Origin of the sequence: Chromobacterium subtsugae, assembly GCF_001676875.1 — a bacterium.
GTDB classification, from domain to species: domain Bacteria; phylum Pseudomonadota; class Gammaproteobacteria; order Burkholderiales; family Chromobacteriaceae; genus Chromobacterium; species Chromobacterium subtsugae.
The window spans coordinates 1-3,177 of record NZ_JYKA01000041.1; the positions used below are offsets into that span (position 1 = coordinate 1).

The following is a 3,177-nucleotide window of genomic DNA, read 5'->3' on the forward strand; positions in this document are numbered from 1 at the left end:
GGTCAAGTATCGGTTCCGATCAAGGGCAATGGTTTTAATCTGGTAGGATGCAACTCGCGCGCCTCCTCAAGAATGGGGTAGGCGGTAGCGCAGATGTGCGAATGGATGCGTTTGAAGTCGCGCAGGATGTCCAGATGCAAGGAGCTGCTTTCCAGGCTTTCCAATCGCCCTTCCCGCAGCCTCGCCAGGTGGCTTTCCGACATGGCCAATTCCAGTTCGCGGAATTTTGCCTTTTCATCCAACAAACGCCGCGCCGAACCGATATCGCCCGACAGAAAGAGGCTGAAAGCCAGTTTGAGATTGCCGATCAGCGTACGGTGCATCGCCGCCAGCTCTTCCGCCCCCTCACGGGAAAACTGCAGCTTATGCTTGATTTTTTTGCCGGCCAGCTCCATCAGGTTCTTGTCTATGATGTCGCCGATGTGCTCCAGGTTGACCGACAAGGCCATGATTTCCATCGCCTTGCGCCCCTCCTGCTCCTCCAGGCTATTGCTGGTAAGCCGCACCAGATAAAATTTGACCGCCTCATGCAGGCCGTCAACGGCATCATCCAGCCGAGACACGTCCGCCATCAATTTGCGATCATCGGTCTGCAACACCGTCATCGTCTTGCGCAGCATGTCTTCAATGATGTCGCCCATATGCAAGGTCTCGCGGGCGGCGCAAGCCAGAGCCACCGTCGGCGTCTCCAGCGCGCTGGCATCCAGATACTGCGGCGCGGACAGGTCATCCACCGCCTTCTGCTCCGGCAGCAGGCGCTCCAGCCAGCCCGCCAGCGGCTTCAACGGCAGCATGAACAGCGCCGCCATCAACAGATTGAACGCGGTGTGGAAATCGGCCGGCTGCCGCCAGGGGTCGGGATCGACCGTAGCCAGCAAGGCCGCCACCGGCCCCAGCGCCGGTAGAAAGATCGCGCATCCCGCCACGCGATTGATCAGATTGCCCAGCGGCAAGCGCCGGGCGGCGGAGTTGCCGCCAGAGGCCGCTTCCAGCAGCGGATTGATCGCACTGCCGAGATTGGCGCCCAATACCAGAGCCAGCGCCGCGCCTGGCGCGATGAAATGCGAAGCGCTCAGCGACATGACCAGCAGAACGGTAGCGACGCTGGAGTGAGCGGCCCAGCTGAGAAAAGCGCCTATCAACAGATTGAGCATGGGATCATGGGTGAGCGCCGCCAGCACCTCGCGCGTCAAAGGCGCGTTTTCCGCCGGCGCCAGCGTTTCCATCAACGCATGCAGCGACAGCAGCATCAAGCCCAGACCGATGGCCACTCTTCCCATATCGCGGGTCAAAGTGCCAGATCCACGCTTGAAGGCGATGACGCCGCCAATCAGCAGCACCGGCGAGAACAACGAAGTATGAAACGACAGCAGCTGCACGATCAGCGTGGTGCCGACATTCGCCCCCAGCATCACTGCCAGCGCCGGCGTCAGCTCCACCATGCCGGAAACGGAAAAGGAAGTCAGCATCAGCGCCGTGGCGGTGCTGCTCTGCAACAGCGCAGTCATGCCGAACCCCGCCAGAAACGCCAATGCGCGGTTGCGCAAGGCTCGGCCCAGCCAATGGCGCATGTTCGCGCCAAAAGCGCGCACGATGCCGCTGTGCACCATGTGCAAGCCCCACAACAACAGCGCCACCCCGCCTATCAGATCCAACAGCACCGTACTGGCCATATAGCGCCTCCGCGGAGAAACGTCTTGGCTCGGCATCGGCTATCGCCCGTCTTCAACAGAGACCAGTCCTCGCCCCGGATGCCCGCTCTTTCATTGCAAGGCATAATTCACCGGCAAGCAAGGAAAACACTATCAAAAAAGCTTGAAAATATCGGGAAAAGCGCAGCCTACAATAAAAATGGCCAGCTGCCTGAAGCACTCAGGCAGCTGGCCGTCTGCATGCGGCTCGAAACAGGATCAGCGCTGGCGGCCCGCCTGCCACAACACATCGGGCACCCCGCCCTGGCGGTTGAGATAACGCGCCAGCACAAACAGGAAATCCGACAAGCGGTTCAGATAGCGGCGCAGCGCCTGGGACGGCTCTTCCTCGCGTGCCAGCGCCACCACAGCCCGCTCCGCGCGGCGGCAGACCGAGCGCGCCTGGTGCGCCAGCGCGGCGCTGCGCAAACCGCCGGGGAGGATGAACTCCCTCAACGGCCCCAGCTCCTCATTCATGAAGGACACCAGGCCTTCCAGCGCCTGGACGTGGGAATCGCTTATCGCTTGATAGCCCGGCACGGCCAGTTCCGAACCCAGATCGAACAGATCATGCTGGACTTCGCTCAGCCACTGCGGCAGCGGCTCCGGCAACGGCTCCGCCAGCAGCACGCCCATTACCGAATTGAGTTCGTCCACGTCGCCCAGCGCCTGAATGCGGGCGCTATCCTTGGCCACGCGGCTGCCGTCGCCTAGCCCGGTGCTGCCGTCATCCCCGGTGCGGGTGACGATATCCGACAAACGGTCAGCCATGGCCGTCTCCATCCTTCATCGATGCGCCGACATCGCCCAGCGCCTGGCGCAGGCTTTCCTTCAACGCGTCGCCGAACAGCATTTCATAGTCTTCCTTCAGTTGGTGCATCATGCCCGACAGCATCTGCTTGGCCTGAACCTCCACCGCTTCCTGCAGCCACAAGGAGAGCTCCACCTTCATCCGCGGCAGCATCTGCTCATACAGCGAATTGAACAGCGCTTGCTCATCGAACGGGGGAGCGGCCGGCCCCCGGCCGGCGCTGCCCGCCGCCGCCATCGCGGCGATCTTCACCACCGCAACCGGGCTGGGCTCAGCCAGAGCTGGCAAAACTGACGCGTCGCCAGCTGGCGGCTGAGCCGCCTCGGGCGCGGCATGGCCGCTCCGCCCGCCCAGCAGGCCGGACAATGCGGGCAAATCCTCATCCTCGACCACGCCAAACGCCGCATCGCCGGACTCGGCCGCTTCGTCGACAAGCTGCGCTTCCAACATCGGCGCTTCAGGCTCGATGACGGCCTCTGCCACTTCCAGCGCAGCTGCCGCTTCGGCCGGCTCGGGCTCCAGCTCCAGCGCGTCGGCGACCACCGTCATGTCGAAGGACTCCATCACATCCGCCTCGACCGGCTCGAATGCCGCCACCGGTTCCAGCTGCTCGGCCGCTTCTGCGGCAGGCAGTTCAGCCGGCATCGGCGCTTCCGGCTCGGCAATGGCTTCGCT

The 3,177-nt window shown here is 63.0% G+C and carries 2 protein-coding genes and 1 pseudogene; all 3 read right to left on the minus strand.

Annotation, left to right across the window (positions count from 1 at the left end):
- Positions 1-2: 2 nt before the first annotated feature.
- Positions 3-1,673, minus strand: a complete 1,671-nt coding sequence (locus MY55_RS22255; RefSeq protein WP_065203056.1) for a Na/Pi cotransporter family protein — start codon at positions 1,671-1,673, stop codon at positions 3-5.
- A gap of 237 nt (positions 1,674-1,910) precedes the next feature.
- Positions 1,911-2,462 carry a cob(I)yrinic acid a,c-diamide adenosyltransferase gene (locus MY55_RS22260; RefSeq protein ID WP_047238839.1) on the minus strand — a complete coding sequence of 184 codons (552 nt, stop codon included), beginning with the start codon at positions 2,460-2,462 and terminating at the stop codon, positions 1,911-1,913.
- Positions 2,455-3,177, minus strand: a pseudogene (locus tag MY55_RS22265) (hypothetical protein); the annotation flags it as partial. The gene MY55_RS22260 and the pseudogene MY55_RS22265, both read right to left, overlap by 8 nt.

Bases quoted from the DNA above. Each gene is read 5' to 3' on its own strand.
- MY55_RS22260 (WP_047238839.1), bottom strand. From the start codon at position 2,462: ATGGCTGACCGTTTGTCGGATATCGTCACCCGCACCGGGGATGACGGC.
- MY55_RS22255 (WP_065203056.1), bottom strand. From the start codon at position 1,673: ATGGCCAGTACGGTGCTGTTGGATCTGATAGGCGGGGTGGCGCTGTTG.